Source organism: Escherichia sp. XD33, assembly GCF_019375075.1.
Taxonomy (GTDB): Bacteria; Pseudomonadota; Gammaproteobacteria; order Enterobacterales; family Enterobacteriaceae; genus Enterobacter; species Enterobacter flexneri_A.
Genome location: NZ_JAENDM010000050.1, coordinates 1 through 22,110 on the forward strand (window position 1 = coordinate 1; position 22,110 = coordinate 22,110).

23 protein-coding genes and 1 tRNA gene are annotated in these 22,110 nt (G+C 53.1%); 14 read left to right on the forward strand and 10 right to left on the reverse strand.

Annotation, left to right across the window (positions count from 1 at the left end):
- The 7 genes from K0778_RS20525 to K0778_RS20555 form a co-directional block, all read left to right on the forward strand.
- Positions 1–273: JAB domain-containing protein (locus tag K0778_RS20525; RefSeq protein ID WP_072258631.1), on the forward strand; the 273-nt coding region annotated here is incomplete at its 5' end.
- Between the two features lie 68 nt (positions 274–341).
- On the forward strand, positions 342–563 hold the full coding sequence (locus tag K0778_RS20530; protein WP_000692312.1) for a DUF987 domain-containing protein: 222 nt from the start codon (positions 342–344) through the stop codon (positions 561–563).
- A gap of 79 nt (positions 564–642) precedes the next feature.
- Complete coding sequence (locus tag K0778_RS20535) at positions 643–1,011, forward strand: type IV toxin-antitoxin system YeeU family antitoxin (protein ID WP_053271974.1); 369 nt, start codon at positions 643–645, stop codon at positions 1,009–1,011.
- Positions 1,012–1,100: 89 nt separating this feature from the next.
- Positions 1,101–1,484, forward strand: a complete 384-nt coding sequence (cbtA, locus tag K0778_RS20540) for a type IV toxin-antitoxin system cytoskeleton-binding toxin CbtA (protein ID WP_000854822.1) — start codon at positions 1,101–1,103, stop codon at positions 1,482–1,484.
- The gene (locus K0778_RS20545; protein WP_001177592.1) at positions 1,475–1,963 is read left to right on the forward strand and encodes a DUF5983 family protein; all 489 of its coding nucleotides are present in this window, start codon (positions 1,475–1,477) and stop codon (positions 1,961–1,963) included. The genes cbtA and K0778_RS20545 overlap by 10 nt, the downstream gene beginning before the upstream one ends.
- Before the next feature lie 11 nt (positions 1,964–1,974).
- A complete protein-coding gene (locus K0778_RS20550; RefSeq protein ID WP_000839263.1) occupies positions 1,975–2,172 on the forward strand; it encodes a DUF957 domain-containing protein in 198 nt (65 codons plus the stop codon).
- 96 nt (positions 2,173–2,268) lie between these two features.
- On the forward strand, positions 2,269–3,114 hold the full coding sequence (locus K0778_RS20555) for a DUF4942 domain-containing protein (RefSeq protein ID WP_001280435.1): 846 nt from the start codon (positions 2,269–2,271) through the stop codon (positions 3,112–3,114).
- Positions 3,115–3,212: 98 nt separating this feature from the next.
- Here the strand turns inward: K0778_RS20555 and K0778_RS20560 are convergent.
- Positions 3,213–3,288: transfer RNA gene (locus K0778_RS20560), tRNA-Ile, on the reverse strand.
- Positions 3,289–3,412: 124 nt separating this feature from the next.
- Between K0778_RS20560 and mug the strand changes: the two genes are divergently transcribed.
- A complete protein-coding gene (gene mug / locus K0778_RS20565) occupies positions 3,413–3,919 on the forward strand; it encodes a G/U mismatch-specific DNA glycosylase (RefSeq protein WP_000228937.1) in 507 nt (168 codons plus the stop codon).
- A gap of 78 nt (positions 3,920–3,997) precedes the next feature.
- Here the strand turns inward: mug and rpoD are convergent, their stop codons facing one another.
- From rpoD to rpsU, 3 genes are all read right to left on the reverse strand, one after another.
- A complete protein-coding gene (gene rpoD, locus K0778_RS20570) occupies positions 3,998–5,839 on the reverse strand; it encodes an RNA polymerase sigma factor RpoD (RefSeq protein ID WP_063084602.1) in 1,842 nt (613 codons plus the stop codon).
- Positions 5,840–6,033: 194 nt separating this feature from the next.
- Positions 6,034–7,779: a DNA primase gene (gene dnaG, locus K0778_RS20575; protein WP_000918827.1), complete on the reverse strand. Its 1,746-nt coding sequence runs from the start codon at positions 7,777–7,779 to the stop codon at positions 6,034–6,036.
- Between the two features lie 110 nt (positions 7,780–7,889).
- A complete protein-coding gene (gene rpsU / locus K0778_RS20580; RefSeq protein WP_001144069.1) occupies positions 7,890–8,105 on the reverse strand; it encodes a 30S ribosomal protein S21 in 216 nt (71 codons plus the stop codon).
- Positions 8,106–8,342: 237 nt separating this feature from the next.
- Between rpsU and tsaD the strand changes: the two genes are divergently transcribed.
- On the forward strand, positions 8,343–9,356 hold the full coding sequence (tsaD, locus tag K0778_RS20585) for a tRNA (adenosine(37)-N6)-threonylcarbamoyltransferase complex transferase subunit TsaD (protein WP_001264352.1): 1,014 nt from the start codon (positions 8,343–8,345) through the stop codon (positions 9,354–9,356).
- A 42-nt stretch (positions 9,357–9,398) separates the two neighbouring features.
- Here the strand turns inward: tsaD and ttdT are convergent, their stop codons facing one another.
- Genes ttdT through ttdA form a run of 3 tightly spaced genes read right to left on the reverse strand, consistent with a single transcriptional unit; the run spans position 9,399 to position 12,423 of the window.
- Positions 9,399–10,862 (reverse strand): L-tartrate/succinate antiporter, encoded by a 1,464-nt coding sequence (gene ttdT, locus K0778_RS20590; protein ID WP_000804973.1) that lies wholly within the window; start codon positions 10,860–10,862, stop codon positions 9,399–9,401.
- A gap of 47 nt (positions 10,863–10,909) precedes the next feature.
- Complete coding sequence (gene ttdB, locus K0778_RS20595) at positions 10,910–11,515, reverse strand: L(+)-tartrate dehydratase subunit beta (RefSeq protein WP_000722957.1); 606 nt, start codon at positions 11,513–11,515, stop codon at positions 10,910–10,912.
- Positions 11,512–12,423 (reverse strand): L(+)-tartrate dehydratase subunit alpha, encoded by a 912-nt coding sequence (gene ttdA / locus K0778_RS20600; RefSeq protein WP_000986797.1) that lies wholly within the window; start codon positions 12,421–12,423, stop codon positions 11,512–11,514. Before ttdA ends, ttdB begins: the two co-directional genes overlap by 4 nt.
- A gap of 206 nt (positions 12,424–12,629) precedes the next feature.
- On the opposite strand from ttdA, the gene ttdR reads away from it, so the two are divergent.
- Positions 12,630–13,562, forward strand: coding sequence for an L-tartrate utilization transcriptional activator TtdR (ttdR, locus tag K0778_RS20605; RefSeq protein ID WP_000935206.1), 933 nt, complete (start codon positions 12,630–12,632; stop codon positions 13,560–13,562).
- A 12-nt stretch (positions 13,563–13,574) separates the two neighbouring features.
- Here ttdR and plsY read toward each other — a convergent pair whose 3' ends face one another.
- A complete protein-coding gene (plsY, locus tag K0778_RS20610) occupies positions 13,575–14,192 on the reverse strand; it encodes a glycerol-3-phosphate 1-O-acyltransferase PlsY (protein ID WP_001272796.1) in 618 nt (205 codons plus the stop codon).
- 104 nt (positions 14,193–14,296) lie between these two features.
- Between plsY and folB the strand changes: the two genes are divergently transcribed.
- Together folB and bacA are read left to right on the forward strand one after the other, a co-directional pair.
- A complete protein-coding gene (gene folB, locus K0778_RS20615; RefSeq protein WP_001295541.1) occupies positions 14,297–14,665 on the forward strand; it encodes a bifunctional dihydroneopterin aldolase/7,8-dihydroneopterin epimerase in 369 nt (122 codons plus the stop codon).
- An 89-nt stretch (positions 14,666–14,754) separates the two neighbouring features.
- Complete coding sequence (gene bacA / locus K0778_RS20620) at positions 14,755–15,576, forward strand: undecaprenyl-diphosphate phosphatase (RefSeq protein ID WP_001281927.1); 822 nt, start codon at positions 14,755–14,757, stop codon at positions 15,574–15,576.
- 180 nt (positions 15,577–15,756) lie between these two features.
- On the opposite strand, the gene cca is transcribed toward bacA, so the two are convergent.
- The gene (gene cca / locus K0778_RS20625; protein ID WP_000708492.1) at positions 15,757–16,995 is read right to left on the reverse strand and encodes a fused tRNA nucleotidyltransferase/2',3'-cyclic phosphodiesterase/2' nucleotidase/phosphatase Cca; all 1,239 of its coding nucleotides are present in this window, start codon (positions 16,993–16,995) and stop codon (positions 15,757–15,759) included.
- Positions 16,996–17,058: 63 nt separating this feature from the next.
- Complete coding sequence (locus K0778_RS20630) at positions 17,059–17,679, reverse strand: TIGR04211 family SH3 domain-containing protein (RefSeq protein ID WP_001125326.1); 621 nt, start codon at positions 17,677–17,679, stop codon at positions 17,059–17,061.
- A 241-nt stretch (positions 17,680–17,920) separates the two neighbouring features.
- Between K0778_RS20630 and ygiF the strand changes: the two genes are divergently transcribed.
- Together ygiF and glnE are read left to right on the forward strand one after the other, a co-directional pair.
- The gene (gene ygiF, locus K0778_RS20635; RefSeq protein WP_001618861.1) at positions 17,921–19,222 is read left to right on the forward strand and encodes an inorganic triphosphatase; all 1,302 of its coding nucleotides are present in this window, start codon (positions 17,921–17,923) and stop codon (positions 19,220–19,222) included.
- A gap of 22 nt (positions 19,223–19,244) precedes the next feature.
- Positions 19,245–22,085 (forward strand): bifunctional [glutamate--ammonia ligase]-adenylyl-L-tyrosine phosphorylase/[glutamate--ammonia-ligase] adenylyltransferase, encoded by a 2,841-nt coding sequence (gene glnE / locus K0778_RS20640; protein WP_001618860.1) that lies wholly within the window; start codon positions 19,245–19,247, stop codon positions 22,083–22,085.
- The last annotated feature ends 25 nt before the right edge of the window (positions 22,086–22,110 follow it).

Consider the following 22,110-nt stretch of genomic DNA (forward strand, 5'->3'; position numbering starts at 1 on the left):
CAGCTGATTGCCGGTGAAACCCTCTTCACCGGCACCATCAACCGCACGGAAGTCCATCCCCGGGAAGTGATTAAACGTGCCCTGTACCACAATGCCGCTGCCGTGGTGCTGGCACACAATCACCCGTCCGGTGAAGTCACACCCAGCAAGGCAGACCGCCTTATCACGGAACGTCTGGTACAGGCACTGGGCCTGGTGGATATCCGGGTACCGGACCATCTGATAGTCGGTGGCAGCCAGGTTTTCTCCTTTGCGGAACACGGTCTGCTTTAACCCGTCACCGTCACCACCACATCACACCTGTTTTCACTTTTATCTTCTGTCTTAAGAGGTATCACACCATGAAAATCATCACCCGTGGTGAAGCCATGCGTATTCACCAACAACATCCTGCATCCCGTCTTTTCCCGTTCTGTACCGGCAAATACCGCTGGCACGGCAGCACTGAAGCGTATACCGGTCGTGAAGTGCAGGATATTCCCGGTGTGCTGGCTGTGTTTGCAGAACGCCGTAAGGACAGTTTTGGTCCGTATGTCCGGCTGATGAGCGTCACCCTGAACTGAGTCCGGAAGGGCATTCAGAAGAGCAGAATTATCGCCACCACCGGACCATTCTTAACCAATTTTCTGTGAGGATTTTATTGTGTCAGACACATTCTCCGGGACAACGCATCCCGATGACAATCACGACCGCCCCTGGTGGGGGCTGCCCTGTACCGTGACGCCCTGTTTCGGGGCACGTCTGGTGCAGGAGGGTAACCGGTTGCATTACCTTACAGACCGCGCCGGTATCAGAGGCCGGTTCAGCGATGCGGATGCGAACCATCTGGACCAGGCCTTTCCGCTGCTGATGAAACAACTGGAACTCATGCTCACCAGCAGTGAACTGAATCCCCACCGTCAGAATACCGTCACGCTGTATGTTAAAGGGCTGACCTGCCATGCGGACACCCTCGGCAGCTGTGGTTACGTTTATCTGGCTGTTTATCCGACGCCCGAAATGAAAAATTAACTCTCCAGAATAGCCTTCTGCTACGGCCTGGTGCTTTCACCACGCCACTTTTCCATTTTTCATCTCTGCATATCAGGAAAATCTTCAGTATGAAAACATTACCTGTATTACCCGGGCAGGCGGCCAGTTCACGCCCGTCTCCGGTTGAAATCTGGCAGACACTGCTCACCCGACTGCTGGACCAGCACTACGGCCTTACGCTGAATGACACACCGTTCGCCGATGAACGTGTGATTGAGCAGCATATTGAAGCTGGCATTTCACTGTGTGATGCGGTGAACTTTCTCGTTGAAAAATACGCACTGGTACGTACCGACCAGCCGGGATTCAGCGCCTGTACCCGCTCTCAGTTAATAAACAGTATTGATATTCTCCGGGCTCGCCGGGCAACCGGCCTGATGACCCGCGACAATTACAGAACGGTAAATAACATTACCCTGGGTAAGCATCAGGAGTCGAAACGATGCAACTGACCCTGACACTGGAAGCCGACAGCGTTAACGTACAGGCACTGAATATGGGGCGAATTGTCGTTGACATTGATGGTGTTAATCTCGCTGAACTGATTAACATGATCTGCGATAACGGCTACTCCCTTCGTGTTGTTGATGAATCTGACCGGACCTCAGCAGACTGCACGCCACCATTTGCTGCCCTTACCGGCATACGCTGCAGTACCGCACATATCACGGAAACGGACAACACCTGGCTGTACTCGCTGTCGCATCAGACGAATGACACCGGCGAATCAGAATGGATTCATTTTACAGGCAGAGGGTATCTGTTACGTACCGATGCTTTGTCGTATCCGGTGCTACACCTTAAACGTCTGGGCCTGTCAAAAACCTTCCGCCGTCTGGTTGTCACTCTCATCCGGCGTTATGGCGTCAGTCTTATTCATCTGGATGCCAGCGCCGGGTGTCTGCCGGATTTACCCACTTTCGACTGGTAACCAGAAACAACATGAAATCATTAACCACGGAAACAGCGCTGGATATTCTGATTGCGTGGCTGCAGGACAATATCGACTGTGAATCCGGAATTATCTTTGACAACGATGAGGATAAAACGGATTCGACAGCCCTGTTGTCCTGTATTGAACAGGCCAGGGAGGATATCCGTACCCTGCGCCAACTGCAGCTTCAGCCCCCGAACCGGTGAGTTTCACTCATCATCTCACTCACCAGACTTCATTCCACTGACGCCAGCCTGAACAGGGCTGGCGTTTTCATTTATCTGCAAAAAGGAATATCGATTATGTCTGATATCACAGCCTCCCGTCCGGAAGTAGTCAACGGGCATACGGACGTTATCTGCTCAACCAGTATCCGCCACATTCTGGCTGTACGAAAAAGTACACTGCTGCAAATCAACACACTTATCCGGCAACTGGCTGAAATCTCAGCAATGACAGAAAGTATTGGCGGTAAAACCGCACTGGACTGGGCGATGAAACAGGATTTTCGCTGTGGCTGCTGGCTCATGGAGAAACCTGAAACGGCAATGAAAGCCATCACACACAATCTCGATCGTGAAATCTGGCGTGACTTGATGCAACGTTCCGGGATGCTTTCCTTAATGGATGCACAGGCCCGTGAGACATGGTACCGGTCACTGGAGTACGATAATTTTCCGGAAATCAGCGAAGCGAACATCCTGAGCACATTTGAACAACTGCACCAGAATAAGGATGAGGTGTTTGAGCGAGGGGTGATCAACGTCTTCAGAGGGCTGAACTGGAATTACAAAACCAATTGCCCCTGTAAATTTGGCAGTAAAATTATCGTCAACAATCTGGTGAGATGGGACCGGTGGGGATTTCATCTTATCACCGGACAACAGGCTGACCGACTCGCCGATCTGGAAAGAATGTTGCACCTGTTCAGCGGTAAACCAATCCCCGACAATCGGGAAAACATCACTATTCGTCTGGATGAGCACATTCAGTCTGTTCAGGGTAAAGAGAGCTATGAAGATGAGATGTTCAGCATCAGATACTTTAAGAAGGGCTCCGCGCATATCACATTCAGAAAACCAGAACTGGTTGATCGGCTAAATGACATCATTGCAAAGCGTTATCCGGGACAATTATCAGCCATCTGAGTCAGATGGAAAAAAGCTTACCTGACCCATTACCTGACCCAATTCAAAGGAAAAAGAAAAAGGGTTAGCTGGTTTATTAGCTAACCCTTTGTTGTGTATGGTGGCCCCTGTTGGGTTTGAACCAACGACCAAGCGATTATGAGTCGCCTGCTCTAACCACTGAGCTAAGGGGCCATGGTAGCGGATTATAAAGTAACTCCGTGTCGCAATCCAGCCATTACCGCGCGCCTGCTGTTTTTATAAACAATGTATTTTCAATCCGTTATACTTTTCCTGGTGATGTTAGAAAGGAGTAAATATGGTTGAGGATATTTTGGCTCCAGGGTTACGGGTCGTGTTTTGCGGTATCAACCCTGGGCTTTCATCCGCCGGGACTGGTTTTCCCTTTGCTCATCCGGCAAATCGCTTCTGGAAGGTGATATATCAGGCCGGGTTTACCGACCGTCAGTTGAAGCCGCAGGAGGCACAGCATCTGCTGGATTATCGTTGTGGCGTCACCAAACTGGTAGACCGTCCAACGGTGCAAGCCAATGAAGTTTCAAAGCAGGAGCTACACGCAGGCGGGCGTAAGCTGATTGAAAAAATTGAAGATTATCAGCCGCAGGCGTTGGCGATTCTGGGCAAACAAGCATATGAACAGGGATTCAGCCAGCGCGGTGCACAGTGGGGGAAACAAACGCTCACCATTGGTTCGACGCAGATTTGGGTGCTGCCAAATCCCAGCGGTTTAAGTCGCGTTTCACTGGAGAAACTGGTTGAAGCGTATCGCGAGCTGGACCAGGCGCTGGTAGTGCGTGGGCGATAAAAAACGCCACCGAAAAGGTGGCGTTTGTGCAGAGGGCCTAGTGCCGGGTGCGGCGTAACGCCTGATCCGGCCTACCGATTAATCGTCCAGGAAGCTACGCAGCACTTCAGAACGGCTCGGGTGACGCAGTTTGCGCAGCGCCTTCGCTTCGATCTGACGGATACGTTCGCGGGTAACGTCGAACTGTTTACCCACTTCTTCCAGCGTGTGGTCGGTGTTCATATCGATACCGAAACGCATACGCAGAACTTTTGCTTCACGCGCGGTCAGGCCAGCCAGCACGTCGTGCGTTGCCGCACGCAGGCTTTCGGTGGTCGCAGAATCCAGCGGCAGCTCGAGGGTGGTATCCTCGATGAAATCCCCCAGATGCGAATCTTCATCATCACCGATCGGCGTTTCCATGGAGATTGGCTCTTTGGCGATCTTCAGCACTTTGCGGATCTTGTCTTCCGGCATCAGCATACGTTCAGCCAGTTCTTCCGGCGTCGGTTCACGGCCCATCTCTTGCAGCATCTGGCGAGAAATACGGTTGAGCTTGTTGATGGTCTCAATCATATGCACCGGAATACGGATGGTGCGCGCCTGATCCGCGATAGAGCGGGTGATCGCCTGACGGATCCACCAGGTTGCGTAGGTGGAGAACTTGTAACCACGGCGGTATTCGAATTTATCAACCGCTTTCATCAGACCGATGTTGCCTTCCTGAATCAGGTCAAGGAACTGCAAGCCACGGTTGGTGTATTTCTTAGCGATAGAAATAACCAGACGTAAGTTCGCTTCAACCATCTCTTTCTTCGCACGGCGGGCTTTCGCTTCACCGATGGACATACGACGGTTGATATCTTTAACCTGCTCGATGGTCAGGCCGGTTTCTTCTTCAATCTGCTGCAGTTTTTGCAGGGCGCGATGCACTTCTTCAGAGACATCGTGCAGTTTTTCCGACCACGGCTTGTTCATCGCAATTGCCGCGTTGAACCAGGTATCGTTGGTTTCGTTGCCGGTAAACAGGGTAATGAAGTTTTTCTTCGGCATTTTGCACTGCTCAACGCAGAGCTTCATGATCAGACGTTCTTGCGTACGAACGCGGTCCATCATGACGCGCATGCTGTTGACCAGGTAGTCAAACTGCTTCGGCACCAGGCGGAACTGTTTGAATACTTCAGACAGTTTCAGGATCTCTTCCTGAGCGGTAGCGTGACTGCGACCTTTCGCTTTGATGGTGTCACGCGTTACAACGTACTGAGCGCGTAGTTCCGCAAATTTTTCGCGAGCCAGTTCCGGGTCGATGCTGTTGTCATCATCGGCGCTGTCGTCATCGCCATCTTCTTCGTCTTCATCTTCGTCATCGTCCAGATCTTCCTGGGAAAGCTCAGAACCGACGTGAGTGGCGGTAGGTGCCAGATCTTCTTCTGCGTTCGGGTCAACAAAGCCGGTGATCAGATCGGACAGACGCGCTTCTTCTGCTTCAACACGATCGTACTGTTCCAGCAGATAGGTGATCGCTTCCGGATATTCAGCAACGGAGCATTGAACCTGGTTGATCCCGTCTTCAATACGCTTAGCGATGTCAATTTCGCCTTCGCGGGTCAACAGTTCAACGGTGCCCATTTCACGCATGTACATGCGTACCGGGTCAGTCGTGCGCCCGATTTCAGATTCCACGCTGGAAAGCACCTGCGCGGCGGCTTCGGCAGCATCTTCGTCCGCGGTGTTTTCAGCCAGCATCAGATCATCGGCATCCGGTGCTTCTTCCATCACCTGAATGCCCATGTCGTTGATCATTTGGATGATGTCTTCGATCTGATCTGAATCGACGATATCTTCCGGCAGATGGTCATTGACCTCGGCATAGGTCAGATAGCCTTGCTCCTTACCACGGGTGACAAGAAGTTTCAGCTGTGACTGCGGGTTTTGCTCCATAAGACGGTATCCACACTTATTTCATGAGGTTGGTGTTGGGCGATTGACCCGATGTCCTTCAGCCGTTAACGCTGAAATCCAACGGTTGTTTACCGCCAACGATAATTACGAGGGCGTACTTATATATTTGCCGCTGCCTCTCAGTGCGGCTGTCGGGGGCTTCCCGATCGCTCTTCGGCACTTAAGCCGTTAAATCACTTTTTCGCCAGCTCCTGGTTTAATGTCCAGAGCTCCAGGCGTTCTTCGTTGCTTAAACCATGCGTGCGCTCACGAGCGATTAACTCTTCCTGGCGCAGTTCAAGCAGCGAATCAAACATATGGTTGAGTGAGTCGGTGAAGGTTTGCTCAGCAATATTCTTATCTGCTATATCGTCCCACATCGACAGTTTTTCAAGGGTGGCAGCATTATTTGTACCACGATAGTGCTCTAAAAGTTGCCCGGTGGTCAGACCTGGCTGGGAGAGACAAGTGTTGACCAGTTCTCTGAATAAGCCAAGTCCAGGGAGCTTATTTTCATCCAGATTCTCAAGCGGCGGGACCAACGTCGCTAATTCTGGATTTTGCACCAGCAACCCTATAAGTATACGCATGGTCGTGCGTTTTAGCTGCGGAACAGGGCGAGAAACGCCGCTCTCTGCCGCTTTTGGCATTAATCGTTCAAGCTGGCTGTCATCAAGTATGCCTAATTTGTTGCCTAATTCCTGACGAAGATATATTCGCAGCGTTTCGCCCGGCACTTGCGATATCAATGGTAGTGCCAGCGTACTCAAACGTGCGCGCCCGTCAGGGGTACTCAGATCAACTTGCGGCATCAGACTGTTAAACAGAAATGCGGAGAGTGGCATCGCCTGCTCCATCCGCGCTTCAAACGCTTCTTTACCTTCTTTTCGTACTAGCGTGTCAGGGTCTTCGCCATCAGGCAAAAACATAAAGCGTAGCTGACGGCCGTCTGTCATGTAAGGCAGCGCCGTTTCCAGCGCTCGCCAGGCGGCATCGCGGCCTGCACGGTCGCCGTCATAACAGCAAATGACATTGTTGGTCGCGCGGAACAACAGTTGTATGTGATCGGCGGTGGTTGACGTACCTAACGACGCAACGGCGTAATTAATGCCGTATTGCGCCAGCGCCACCACGTCCATATAGCCTTCGACCACAAGCAGACGATTGGGTTCAGCGTTATCCTGCTGCGCTTCATAAAGACCGTAAAGCTGGCGGCCTTTATGGAAAATGTCTGTTTCCGGCGAGTTCAGGTATTTGGGGGTATCGTTGCCCAGCACGCGCCCGCCAAAACCAATCACCCGACCGCGTTTATCGCGAATGGGGAACATCACCCGCTCGCGGAAACGATCGTAACTGCGTCCCTGATCGTTAGTGACCAACATCCCCGCATCAATCAATGACTGGCGATTTTCTGGATTGCCGCCAAACCGCTTCAGGACGTTGTCCCAGCCGGGGGGCGCAAAACCAATCGCAAAGCGAGCGATAACCTCGTGGCTTAATCCGCGTTTTTCCAGATACTGGCGCGCAGACGTGGCAACAGGTTGTTGTAAAGATTGTTGGTAAAACGTATTCAGACCGTCCATCAACTGATAAAGCGTTTGCCTCTGATGGCGCTCGATCTGGCTGGGGCCGCTGCCTGCTTCAAATGGCACTTCAAGATTGTGCATTGCTGCCAGCTCTTCGACCGTTTCGACGAACTCGAGCTTGTCGTAGTTCATCAGGAAGTCGATCGCGTTGCCGTGCGCGCCACATCCAAAGCAGTGGTAAAACTGTTTCTCACCGTTAACGGTGAAGGACGGGGTTTTCTCGTTGTGGAATGGACAACACGCGTGGAAATTCTTGCCCTGCTTTTTCAGCTTCACACGGGCATCGATCAGATCGACGATGTCAGTGCGTGCCAGCAGATCATTAATGAATACGCGTGGGATTCGTCCAGCCATAGGCCCCGATTTTTAGCAATTCATAAACGAAAATAAGCCGCGCATTCCTTTCGGAAGCACGGCCTTACAACTACAACTCGGTCTGATCGGAGAGCAACGCTCTCGGGGAATTAGTACAGACGAGTGCGGCGTGCGTTTTCGCGAGCCAGTTTCTTCGCGTGACGTTTCACTGCAGAAGCTTTAGCGCGCTTACGTTCGGTAGTCGGTTTTTCATAGAACTCACGACGACGAACTTCCGCCAGAACACCTGCTTTTTCGCAGGAACGCTTGAAGCGACGCAGAGCTACGTCGAACGGCTCGTTTTCACGTACTTTAATTACCGGCATGTGCCTCTCACCTTTGATTAATTCGGTTTGCCGCTGGCATCAACGCCAGCTTATTTCAAAATGGTGCGGAATTTTACTGCAATTGCTGCTGCTTTGTAAAGCACCGCGGCCTTTTTTGAAAGGGACTTTTATAAGGGTGAGGAGTATACACGAGGCTTTCTCCAGGGGCGAACAAAGTTTTACATCAACCCGCATTGGTCCTACACTGCGCGGTAATAAAGCGAGGTAAAACAAGTCATGCGTGTACTGGGTATTGAAACTTCCTGCGATGAAACCGGCATCGCCATTTACGACGATGAAAAAGGTTTGTTAGCCAACCAATTGTATAGTCAGGTGAAATTGCACGCTGACTACGGCGGCGTCGTGCCTGAACTGGCCTCCCGCGATCATGTGCGTAAAACCGTACCGTTGATCCAGGCGGCGCTAAAGGAGTCTGGTTTAACGGCAAAAGACATTGATGCTGTGGCCTATACCGCAGGCCCTGGATTAGTCGGCGCGCTACTGGTTGGCGCGACCGTGGGGCGTTCTCTGGCGTTTGCCTGGGACGTTCCGGCGATCCCTGTACACCATATGGAAGGGCATCTGTTAGCGCCGATGCTGGAAGATAACCCGCCGGAATTTCCGTTTGTTGCGCTGCTTGTTTCCGGCGGTCATACGCAGTTAATCAGCGTGACTGGCATTGGTCAGTACGAGCTGCTCGGCGAGTCTATCGATGATGCCGCCGGGGAAGCGTTTGATAAAACCGCGAAGCTGCTGGGGCTGGATTATCCCGGCGGGCCGTTACTGTCGAAAATGGCGGCTCAGGGTACTGCCGGGCGCTTTGTCTTCCCGCGTCCGATGACCGACCGTCCGGGGCTGGATTTCAGCTTCTCCGGCCTGAAAACCTTCGCGGCAAATACCATTCGTGACAACGGCACCGACGACCAGACGCGTGCTGATATCGCCCGCGCCTTTGAAGATGCGGTGGTCGATACGCTGATGATTAAGTGCAAGCGGGCGCTGGATCAGACGGGCTTTAAGCGACTGGTCATGGCGGGCGGCGTGAGTGCTAACCGTACGTTACGGGCGAAGCTGGCTGAAATGATGAAAAAACGCCGCGGCGAAGTGTTCTACGCGCGTCCGGAATTTTGTACTGATAACGGCGCGATGATCGCCTATGCCGGAATGGTGCGGTTTAAAGCAGGCGCGACGGCGGATCTCGGCGTTAGCGTGCGTCCGCGCTGGCCGCTGGCGGAGTTACCGGCTGCGTAAAACTATTGGGTGCCGGAGAGCAATTTCCGGCACCGTCCTCACTTAAAGCAACACCACGGGCATCCACAGTAAGCCGGTAATCACCAGCAATACGAGGAATATCAGCCCAAAAATCGCCCCCAGTCGCCAGTAATCCGCCGTTGGCAGATAACCACTGCCGTAGTAAATCGGACTGGGGCCGGTGGCGTATGGTGTAAGAATGCTCCCCAGACCAATTGCCGCACCAACCATCAGGCAGAACACCGGCAGCGGGATTTCCGGCATCGCCAGCGCAGCGGCAATCATCATCGGTGCGAGAGCGGAGGTATACGCCGTGGCGCTGGCGAAAAAGTAGCGCAGTAGATAAAACACCACAATCAACGCCACCATCACCATCGTTGGCGAATAACCGCTTAAGCTGCCTGCTAACAGTTTGCCAAACCAGCTAATAAAACCGGTGTTGTTGAGTCCGGTGGCGAGGGTGATAAGCGAGGCCAGCCAGAAGAAAACGTTCCACGCCGCTTTATTACTGACAATGTCGTCCCAACTGATAATGCGCAGAAGCAGCATCAGTGCCACCACGCTGTAACCGACCATCGCGGCATCGATATAATCACCGCCGAAAATCCACAGCACCAGCGCGCCTACCATCAGCCCCAGCATCCGTTTTTCACGCGAACAGAGCGGGCCCATTGCCTGCAGTTCCGTCTCTGCCCAGCGCGGCACCTGATCGCCAGACTTCAGTACCGGCGGGTACAGCACGTAAGCCAGCCAGGGAACCAGCAGAACCAGTAAAATGCTGAGCGGCAACATCCCGAGGAACCAGTCGCCCCAACTCAGCGTGGCGTGAGATGCGCTTTTCATCAGTCCAATTAACAGCAAGTTTGGTGCCATCGCCGTCAAGAAAATGGCGCTGGTCACGCAGTCGGCAACAATCCCCATCCACATGATGTACGAGCCAATGCTGCGCGAACTGCTGTCGTTTGGTTGTGATTGATAGAGCGGTGGCAGGTTACGGATGATGGGATAGATAATCCCCGCACCACGCGCCGAGTTGGACGGTGTTACAGGTGCGAGGATCAGCTCGGAGAACATCACCGCATAGCCGAGAAACAGCGTGCGATGTCCCATCTTTTTCACCAGAATCAGCGCAATGCGGCGTCCAAGCCCGGTTTTTTCATAGCCTGTGCCAAACATAAAGGCGGCGAAAATCAGCCAGATAACCGAATTAGAAAAACCGGAAACGGCCCACGAGAGGGATTTTGCAGTGAATTTAAAGCCTGGCTGAGCGAGCTGCTCCGGGCTGAACAGCAGCCAGGGAGAGAGTATGGCGATGATGGATATACCCACCATCGCCACCACGGCACCCGGCACGGGTTCGAGGATCAGTCCAACGATCACGCCAGTAAAAACGGCAAAGTAGAGCCAGGTATGGTTCTCCAGCCCTGCGGGAACCGGAAGTAGAGCAATAATGGCGATGACCGCCAGCGGCGCAAGATATCGCCACCATTCAGTGGAAGGTTTCATCGTGTTATGCCTGCGAAAAAGGAGAGGGGTGAGCCTCTCCGGGAGGGTTATTTGATGTAATGGACGTGCTCGCAGATCTCTTCCACGATGGGATCGCGGCGTTCGGCGAACAGCTTTTTGTTTTCGGCTATCAGGTTGTTGCCGTGGGTATCAATAGAGACAATCAGCGGGCCGAACTCTTTGACCCGGCAGACCCACAGTGACTCCGGCATTCCGAGCTCTGTCCAGTGCACTTCTTCAATCTCTTCCACCTGGGTTGCCGCCAGCACCGCGCAGCCTGCCGGGAAAATCACATGTAGCGCCTTGAATTTCTGGCAGCCTTCTTCGGTCAGCGGCCCCATACCACCTTTGCCAACCACCAGTTTCACGCCGGTCTGCTCAATAAATTCACGTTCAAAACTTTCCATACGCATACTGGTTGTCGGGCCGACGGAGACCATCTCCCATTTGTCGCCGTTTTTGCGCACGATGGGGCCAGCGTGGAAAATCGCTTTGCCGTTGAGATCGTAAGGGATCGGACGTTTCAGTTCGATCAAACGGCGGTGACAAACGTCGCGGCAGGTCACCAGCGTACCGGTCAGGTAGATCACATCGCCGACGCGAATATCTTGCAGATCTTCAGCTTTGATCGGGGTTGTCAGGATCTTTTTCATAACGCGCTCCGGGTGTGAGACAGATTTTCAAAGGTGAGATCGGCATGAACCAGCAGCGTGCCGCGACGATGCGCCCAGCAGCCGGTAGAGACAGCAACGCCGATGGTTGACGGATGGCGGGCGGCAGATTCGATATGTACGCCCATCACTGAACTGTTGCCGGTCAGCCCTTGTGGACCAATCCCCAGACGGTTGAGTCCTTCTTCCAGGCGTAGCTCCAGTTCTGCCGCTTTTGGATTGGGATGGCGGCTGCCAATCGGGCGCAAAATGGCTTTACGCGAGAGTACGGCGGCGGTTTCCACCGAGGTGGCGATGCCCACGCCCACCAGTACCGGTGGACAGGCGTTTACGGCGAGGGTGGAGATATTTTCGAAGACGAATTTCACCACGCCTTCGTAGCCTTCTGACGGCATTAACACTTTCGAGCGGCCAGGTAGCGTGCAGCCGCCGCCTGCCATGTAAACTTCGATTTCCGCATCGTCATTGTCGGGGATGATGTCCCAGGTGACCCACGGTACGCCGCTACCGGTATTTTTGCCGGTGTTTACTTCGTCAAAAATTTCTACCGCATTGTGACGTAGTGGCGCTTTGACGGTTGCCTCTTCCACGGCTTGTTTGAGTATGCTTTGCAGCTCGCCAAGCAGTGGGAAGCGGGAACCGACTTTAACGAAGAACATAATCTCCCCGGTGTCCTGACAGGCAGGACGATTCAGGTCAATCGCTTTTTGCATGTTGTCGAACATCGTATGGTAGATAATTTTCCCCATCGACGACGTTTCGGCATCCTTTAGCTGTTTTAGTTTATCCACCACGTCATCAGGCATTCGGGTAGAAATCATGGCGGTAAAGTTAGCGACAATCTCTGTCAACTTATTCACTGCCTGTTGCTTATTACTTTCGCTCATCATGGCAACTCCAGTTTTTGTATTTGTCTGGAAAAATTCACCGCCACAAACTACCACTAAAAATGTGGTTTTATATTTTTTGCCACCGTGAATATGTAATTAACAGTTCGTGAATCAACGCGAAAATAAGAATGAATATTGCGCCAGAGCAGGGAATGGCAATGTTTTGCGAAATACACTGCGCTTATCACAACTGCGGATAATTAACGATGCTGAATAGCTGGCCTTTAGCCAAAGACTTGCAGGTACTGGTAGAAATCGTTCACAGCGGGAGTTTTAGCGCCGCAGCGGCGACGCTTGGGCAGACGCCTGCATTTGTCACCAAGCGGATCCAAATCCTTGAAAATACGCTGGCAACAACGCTGCTGAACCGCTCCGCTCGCGGCGTGGCGCTGACTGAAAGTGGCCAACGTTGTTACGAACATGCGTTGGAAATCCTCACCCAATATCAGCGACTGGTCGATGACGTCACGCAAATCAAAACGCGCCCGGAGGGGATGATTCGTATTGGTTGCAGTTTTGGTTTTGGGCGCAGCCATATTGCGCCAGCTATTACCGAACTGATGCGCAATTATCCTGAGTTACAGGTGCATTTTGAATTGTTCGATCGGCAAATTGATTTAGTGCAGGATAATATTGATCTGGATATTCGTATTAATGACGAAATTCCTGATTATTATATTGCGCATCTTTTGACAAAAAATAAAAGAATATTATGCGCAGCACCTGAGTATCTGCAAAAATATCCGCAGCCACAATCCCTACAGGAATTAAGTCGTCATGACTGTCTGGTGACCAAAGAGCGCGATATGACCCATGGAATATGGGAGTTGGGGAACGGTCAGGAGAAAAAATCGGTGAAGGTAAGCGGGCATCTTTCCTCCAATAGCGGCGAGATTGTGCTGCAATGGGCGCTGGAGGGCAAAGGGATTATGCTGCGTTCCGAGTGGGATGTGTTGCCGTTTCTGGAGAGTGGCAAACTGGTGCAAGTATTGCCAGAGTATGCACAAAGCGCCAATATCTGGGCTGTTTACCGGGAGCCGCTCTATCGCAGCATGAAATTACGTGTCTGCGTGGAATTTCTGGCGGCATGGTGCCAGCAACGGCTGGGCAAGCCCGATGAAGGCTATCAGGTCATGTAGATCCACCAGAAATCACTCGGGATCCTTTTCGCGCTTTCTTTTGAATTTCGTCCAGATTTTTGTCTCCTGACGACGCCACAGACGTTGGATGTTGTCATGATGACGCAGCAGGATCAGGCAAGAGAGCATCGAAACCGGGAAGGTGAATTGTGGCTTAAACCACCAGACATAAAACGGAGCAATCAGTGCACTGACAATCGCTCCCAGCGACGAGTATCCGCTCAATAGCACGGTCAGTAACCAGGTTCCCGCCATTACTCCGGTGAGATCCCAGCCAATGGGTGCGATGGCACCAAAAGCGGTAGCAACGCCTTTTCCTCCTTTAAATCCGAAGAAAACGGGCCAGATGTGTCCAAGACAGGCGGCGATGGCAATTAAGCCTAGCCAGAAGGGGCTGACACCTAATTCATACGCGCCCCAGACGGGCAACATTCCTTTCAGAACGTCGAAAATCAGTACTGCTACGGCTGCTCCCTTGCCACCGATACGTAACACATTGGTTGCGCCTGGATTGCCGGAGCCGCTGGTTCGCGGATCGGGCAGCCCACACAAGCGGCAAACCAGAATGGCACTGGAAATGGAGCCGCAGAGGTACGCGATGAGGATCATTCCAGGCGCGATTGCACTCATAAGCTGTTCCGTTTTGAAAATTCGTGTTCAACGATGAATCTGTGGATAATACGCACATTTCGCCGGAAGTGGTATCCGGTTAGCCAAAAAGCAGGCAGGACGTGATGGATATTGTATTTATAGAGCAACTTTCGGTAATCACCACTATTGGTGTTTACGACTGGGAACAGACCATCGAACAGAAGTTAGTGTTCGATATCGAAATGGCGTGGGATAACCGTAAAGCGGCGAAAAGTGATGATGTGGCGGATTGCCTCAGTTACGCTGACATTGCAGAAACGGTGGTCAGCCACGTCGAGGGGGCGCGTTTTGCGCTGGTGGAACGCGTGGCTGAAGAGGTGGCGGAGCTGCTGTTAGCACGCTTCAACTCGCCGTGGGTGCGTATCAAACTCAGCAAGCCAGGCGCAGTGGCGCGGGCGGCGAATGTTGGCGTAATCATTGAGCGTGGCAATAATCTGAAAGAAAATAATTAATTTTACAGCTGTTAAACCAAACGGTTATAACCTGGTCATACGCAGTAGTTCGGACAAGCGGTACATTTTAATAATTTAGGGGTTTATTGATGAGCGATATGCACTCGCTGCTGATAGCGGCAATATTGGGTGTGGTCGAAGGATTGACAGAATTTCTGCCGGTATCCAGCACGGGCCATATGATTATTGTCGGTCACTTGTTGGGGTTTGAGGGCGACACGGCGAAAACCTTTGAAGTTGTGATCCAGTTAGGATCAATTCTGGCGGTAGTAGTGATGTTCTGGCGGCGTCTGTTTGGCCTGATTGGCATCCACTTTGGCCGCCCGTTGCAGCACGAAGGTGAAAGCAAAGGTCGTTTAACGCTGATCCACATTTTGCTGGGGATGATTCCGGCGGTGGTACTGGGGCTATTGTTCCACGACACGATTAAGTCATTGTTTAACCCGATAAATGTGATGTATGCGCTGGTCGTTGGCGGTTTGTTGCTGATTGCCGCCGAATGCCTGAAGCCGAAAGAGCCGCGTGCGCCGGGTCTTGATGATATGACCTATCGTCAGGCGTTTATGATTGGCTGTTTCCAGTGTCTGGCGCTGTGGCCGGGTTTCTCCCGTTCTGGGGCGACCATTTCAGGTGGGATGCTGATGGGGGTGAGCCGTTACGCTGCTTCCGAGTTTTCGTTCCTGCTGGCGGTGCCGATGATGATGGGCGCAACGGCGCTCGATCTCTACAAAAGCTGGGGCTTCCTGACAAGCGGCGATATCCCGATGTTTGCCGTTGGGTTTATCACCGCTTTTGTGGTGGCGCTGATAGCGATTAAAACCTTCCTGCAATTGATTAAGCGCATTTCGTTTATCCCGTTCGCCATTTATCGCTTTATTGTGGCGGCTGCGGTGTATGTCGTGTTCTTTTAATTGAGGAATAGTGTCGGATGCTTGGCGTTGTCAACGATTGCGTAGGCCGAATAAGGCGTTCACGCCGCATCCGGCAATCAACGCCTGATGCGACGCTTGCGCGTCTTATCAGGCCTACAACTGTCGTTGACATGTAGCCGGATAAGGCGTTTACGCCGCATCCGGCAAAATGCCCAATACTCATTCAGGCTTTGGGCAACGTTGTTCCTTCCAGCTGGCTACCGCCGCAATCCGCCGTCGGGTCAGCTCCTCGCGAATCTCCACACCTTTAAATCCCGCTTCAACGACGGCTTTTGTCGGCACTGACTGCGCCACTTCCCAGGCTTCGCGCAACCAACGGCCTTGCGGGTAGTCCGCTGATTCAAAACCGGTTCTGCCGCGCACGTCAGCCTCGCTGGTCAGCGCCAGTTGCTCGACACGCTGCGGTTTACGCCAGGCATCGATGGAATCAAATAATTTGACGATGGTTTTTGGGTTCAGCATTGGGAAGGTGTGGATGAGATCGTGAAACTCAGCCACCAGTCTGGCTAAATCGCGAATTTCATTTGGCACGCGCAGACGCTGGCATAGTTGTTCCACTAACTTAACACCCGCCGGGCCATGACCATGATGACGCGGCCAGAGTTCTGGCGGCGTCAGTCCTTTACCGAGATCGTGGCATAAAGTTGCGAAACGGACATCGACCTGCGGACTCAGCATCGCCGCCATTGAGAGCGTCATTAAGGTATGAATACCCGTGTCGATTTCCGGATGCCACCTGGCAGGGGCCGGAACGCCAAACAGGGCGTCAATTTCCGGGAATAAAACGCGAAGTGCACCGCAATCGCGCAGTACCTGGAAGAACACCTGGGGATTGCGGGTGGTGAGGGCGCTTTCCGTCTCTTTCCACACCCGTTCAGGCGTCAGGTGTTCCAGTTCACCCGCATGGGTCATCTCGCGCATCAACGCCAGAGTTTCATCGGCAATACGAAAACCGAGGTGGGCATAACGCGCAGCAAAACGCGCCACGCGCAGTACGCGTAACGGATCTTCGCCAAAAGCGGGGGAAACATGGCGCAACAGACGATTTTGCAGATCGCCCAGACCGTTGTACGGGTCGATAATCTCGCCGTTATCGTCCTGGGCCAGCGCATTAATGGTCAGATCGCGACGCTTAAGATCATCTTCCAGCGTGACATCCGGTGCGGCATAGCAGGTAAAACCGGTGTAACCGGAGCCGGATTTCCGTTCGGTACGTGCCAGCGCATACTCTTCATGCGTTTGCGGATGCAGAAACACAGGAAAATCGCGGCCTACCTGCTGGTAGCCCGCGTCGAGCATCTCCTGTGGCGTACTGCCGACCACTACCCAATCTCTGTCTTTGACCGGTAGCCCTAACAATGCATCCCGAACAGCACCACCGACCAGATAAATCTTCACGCCATCATCCCTTCGTCAAATACACAATTCCTAATAATAAGACAGTGCAACGAAGAAGGCGATTTAGTTCATCCAGCGATCTTTGCGTTTGCGGCTTGGGATCAGGTGCGGCAGTACCAGACCGAGCAGCAAGCCAAGCCCCAGCACGCCACCGCCATACATAAACCATTGCATGATGATGGTGCGCTGTTTGTCATCCAGCTGTACGCTGGCGGCATCGACCTTTTTCTGCGCGACAATCAGCTCGTTTTTCAGTTTCTGATTTTCTTCTTTTAACCCGTTGATCACGCTGTCGCTCTGCGCCACTTTTTGCTGCATTTCTGCGGTGCGTTGATTCCAGGTGTTATCGATATTGCTGAGTTTATCGGTCAGGGTTTTGACCTGATTTTCCAGATCTGGCACACGGGAGCGCAGGCTTGGCTCAGTGCTAAGTTGTTTCAACGGGATCCAGGCGGTACGACCAGAGCTGTCTTTCACCTGGGCATAATTGGTGTTGGCATCAGTTTGTAATAAGGTCACTTCCTCGCCGGCGTTAACCGTGCCCACGAGGCGATAATGATCTCCCGGACCGCTGCGGACCCAGGTATTCAGTTCGTCGGAAACATAGCGCGTTTCTTCAGCGTGTGAGACGGCAGTCGCGCTAAGTGCGAGTAAAGTTAATCCGATCAGGCGTAATTTTGGCATCAGGCTGTCGTTATTGTCATGGAAAGTGGAACGATAGTAGTGGCATCAGTGTCGCTACGCAAAGCATTCGACATCAATCGGAATCCTCTGTGTCAGGTCTTGCCACTGCTTCAAACTTTTACGCCCGTCAAATTGCCCGTTGCATGGCAATTTGGCGCAAAATACTATCTACTGACAAAAAAGATCGGATTAAGTTCGCCGTTCATCGTCACTTATGTGACATAACCGATAAGTAAAGGCCATGGCTCAGGAAATCGAATTAAAGTTTATTGTTAATCACAGTGCCGTTGAGGCGTTGCGTGACCATCTCAATACGCTGGGCGGCGAGCACCATGACCCCGTGCAGTTGCTGAATATTTACTACGAAACGCCGGATAACTGGCTGCGTGGGCACGATATGGGCTTACGTATTCGTGGCGAAAACGGTCGCTATGAGATGACCATGAAAGTTGCAGGAAGAGTGACAGGCGGCTTACACCAGCGCCCGGAATATAACGTGGCGTTGAGCGAACCGACGCTCGACCTGGCGCAGTTACCGACGGAAGTCTGGCCGAACGGCGAATTGCCTGCCGATCTCGCTTCCCGCGTACAACCGCTGTTCAGCACCGATTTTTATCGCGAAAAATGGCTGGTGGCGGTCGATGGAAGCCGAATTGAAATCGCTCTCGATCAGGGTGAGGTGAAAGCGGGGGAATTTGCTGAACCTATCTGTGAGCTGGAACTGGAGCTGCTTAGCGGCGACACGCGCGCGGTGCTGAAACTGGCGAACCAACTGGTATCGCAAACCGGATTACGCCAGGGCAGCCTGAGCAAAGCGGCGCGTGGCTATCATCTGGCGCAGGGCAATCCGGCGCGTGAAATCAAACCGACCACCATTTTGCATGTTGCGGCAAAAGCCGATGTGGAACAGGGGCTGGAAGCGGCGCTCGAGCTGGCGTTAGCGCAATGGCAGTATCATGAAGAACTGTGGGTACGCGGCAACGATGCGGCGAAAGAACAGGTGCTGGCAGCCATTAGCCTGGTCCGTCATACGCTGATGCTGTTCGGCGGTATCGTGCCGCGTAAAGCGAGTACTCACTTACGTGATTTGCTGACCCAATGCGAAGCGACCATTGCTTCTGCGGTTTCTGCCGTGACGGCGGTCTACTCTACCGAAACGGCAATGGCGAAGCTGGCGTTGACCGAATGGCTGGTAAGCAAAGCCTGGCAGCCGTTTTTAGATGCCAAAGCGCAGAGTAAAATGAGCGATTCCTTCAAACGCTTTGCCGATATCCATCTTTCCCGCCATGCCGCTGAACTGAAAAGCGTTTTCTGCCAGCCGTTAGGCGATCGCTACCGTGACCAGTTGCCACGCCTGACGCGTGATATTGACTCAATACTGTTGCTGGCGGGTTACTATGATCCTGTCGTCGCGCAAGCCTGGCTGGAGAACTGGCAGGGGCTGCGTCACGCTATTGCGACCGGGCAACGCATTGAAATTGAACATTTCCGTAATGAGGCAAACAATCAGGAACCGTTCTGGTTGCACAGCGGAAAACGTTAATCAGGCAAGGATAAAATCGCTTATGAAGCCGCTCTCTTCACCGTTACAGCAGTACTGGCAGACCGTTGTTGAGCGGCTGCCAGAGCCTTTAGCCGAGGAATCACTTAGTGCACAGGCGAAGTCAGTACTTACTTTCAGTGATTTTGTGCAGGACAGCATAAGTGCGCATCCAGAGTGGCTGACGGAACTGGAAAGCCAACCGCCGCAGGCCGACGAATGGCAGCATTACGCGGCATGGTTGCAGGAGGCGCTCTGTAATGTGAGTGACGAAGCCGGGTTAATGCGCGAGCTGCGGCTATTCCGGCGGCGCATTATGGTGCGCATCGCCTGGGCGCAAACGCTGGCACTGGTTACTGAAGAGAGCATATTGCAGCAGCTCAGCTATCTGGCGGAGACGCTGATTGTTGCGGCGCGTGACTGGTTGTATGACGCCTGCTGCCGCGAGTGGGGAACGCCGTGCAATGCGCAGGGCGAAGCGCAACCGCTGCTGATTTTAGGCATGGGTAAGCTGGGCGGTGGGGAACTGAATTTCTCCTCAGATATCGATCTGATTTTTGCCTGGCCGGAACATGGTTGTACGCAGGGTGGACGCCGGGAACTGGATAACGCGCAGTTTTTTACCCGCATGGGGCAGCGGCTGATTAAAGTGCTGGATCAACCAACGCAGGATGGCTTCGTCTATCGCGTGGATATGCGACTGCGTCCGTTTGGCGAAAGTGGCCCGCTGGTGCTGAGCTTTGCCGCGTTGGAGGATTATTACCAGGAGCAGGGGCGCGACTGGGAGCGTTACGCGATGGTCAAGGCGCGGATTATGGGCGATAGCGATGGTGTCTATGCTAACGAGTTGCGTGCGATGCTGCGCCCGTTTGTTTTCCGTCGTTACATCGATTTCAGCGTGATTCAGTCGCTGCGCAACATGAAAGGAATGATTGCCCGTGAAGTGCGTCGGCGCGGTTTGACCGACAACATCAAACTTGGCGCGGGTGGCATTCGCGAAATTGAATTTATCGTTCAGGTGTTCCAGCTCATTCGCGGCGGACGCGAACCGTCGCTGCAATCGCGCTCTTTACTGCCAACGCTCAGCGCCATTGCCGAGCTGCATCTGCTTTCTGAAAACGATGCTGAACAATTGCGAGTGGCGTATCTGTTCCTGCGGCGTCTGGAAAACCTGCTGCAAAGCATTAACGACGAACAAACCCAGACGCTTCCTTCTGATGAGCTTAATCGTGCGCGGCTGGCGTGGGCGATGGACTTTGCTGACTGGCCGCAACTGACCGGGGCGCTGACCGCACATATGACCAATGTGCGCCGGGTGTTTAATGAATTGATTGGCGACGATGAAAGTGAAACTCAGGAAGAGTCGCTGTCGGAACAGTGGCGTGAGCTGTGGCAGGATGCGTTGCAGGAAGATGACACTACGCCAGTGCTGGCGCATCTTAGCGAGGATGATCGCAAACAGGTGCTAACGCTGATTGCCGATTTCCGCAAAGAGCTGGATAAGCGCACCATCGGGCCGCGAGGACGTCAGGTGCTCGACCATCTGATGCCGCATCTGCTAAGTGATGTCTGTGCGCGTGAAGACGCTGCCGTTACGCTGTCGCGCATTACCGCCTTGCTGGTGGGGATTGTTACCCGCACCACCTATTTAGAATTGCTCAGTGAATTCCCCGCGGCGCTTAAACATTTGATTTCTCTGTGTGCCGCGTCGCCGATGATTGCCAGCCAGCTGGCGCGTTATCCATTATTGCTGGATGAATTGCTCGATCCAAACACCCTTTACCAGCCGACGGCGACCGATGCCTACCGCGATGAGTTGCGCCAGTATTTGCTGCGCGTGCCGGAAGATGACGAAGAGCAACAGCTTGAGGCGCTGCGTCAGTTCAAACAGGCGCAGCTGTTACGCATCGCCGCAGCGGATATCGCCGGTACGCTACCGGTGATGAAAGTGAGCGATCACTTAACCTGGCTGGCGGAAGCCATGATAGATGCCGTCGTTCAGCAGGCGTGGGTTCAAATGGTTGCCCGCTACGGTAAGCCGAATCACCTGAACGAACGCGAAGGGCGTGGTTTTGCGGTGGTCGGCTACGGCAAGCTGGGCGGCTGGGAGTTAGGCTACAGTTCCGATCTTGACCTTATCTTCCTCCATGATTGCCCAATGGATGCGATGACTGACGGTGAGCGGGAAATCGACGGGCGGCAGTTTTATCTGCGTCTGGCGCAACGCATTATGCATCTGTTCAGTACGCGTACCTCTTCCGGCATTTTGTATGAAGTGGATGCTCGACTGCGTCCGTCCGGGGCGGCGGGAATGCTGGTGACATCCGCAGAAGCATTTGCCGATTATCAGAAAAACGAGGCCTGGACGTGGGAACATCAGGCGCTGGTGCGTGCGCGTGTAGTGTACGGCGATCCGCAGCTCACCGCGCACTTTGACGCAGTGCGTCGCGAGATTATGACGCTGCCGCGTGAAGGTAAAACTCTGCAAACGGAAGTGCGGGAAATGCGCGAGAAAATGCGCGCTCATCTCGGCAATAAACATCGCGATCGCTTTGATATCAAAGCTGATGAAGGGGGAATTACCGATATCGAATTTATTACCCAATATCTGGTGTTGCGCTACGCTCATGAAAAACCGAAGTTAACGCGCTGGTCAGACAACGTGCGTATTCTGGAACTACTGGCGCAAAACGACATTATGGAAGAGCAGGAAGCGATGGCGCTGACCCGTGCTTACACTACGCTTCGCGATGAACTTCATCATCTGGCATTACAGGAATTGCCGGGCCATGTGTCGGAGGATTGCTTCACCGCAGAGCGTGAACTGGTGCGGGCAAGCTGGCAGAAGTGGCTGGTGGAAGAATGAAGTATGGTATTATCGCGCGCAAATT